At 58.8% G+C, this 204-nt stretch carries 1 protein-coding gene; it reads right to left on the bottom strand.

Annotation, left to right across the window (positions count from 1 at the left end):
- Positions 1 to 204 (bottom strand): ABC transporter permease subunit (locus KI210_RS08785; protein WP_212781481.1); only part of this gene is annotated, 204 nt, incomplete at both ends.

The following is a 204-nucleotide window of genomic DNA, read 5'->3' as shown; positions in this document are numbered from 1 at the left end:
ATACGAACTGCGACAGCAGCGCCGGTATCATGTTGTGCACCGCCTGCGGCACGATGATGTGGTACATGGCCTGCACGTACGTCATCCCGTTGCTTCGTGCACCTTCCATCTGTCCGTAGTCGATCGATTCGATCCCGGCGCGCACGATCTCGCTGATCATCGCGCTTTCGAATACTACCAGCGCCGTAATCGAGGCCCTCACCG

Source organism: Lactobacillus corticis, assembly GCF_018327645.1.
In the GTDB taxonomy this organism is placed as follows: domain Bacteria; phylum Bacillota; class Bacilli; order Lactobacillales; family Lactobacillaceae; genus Lactobacillus; species Lactobacillus corticis.
This window is presented reverse-complemented; position numbering and strand designations above follow the sequence as displayed.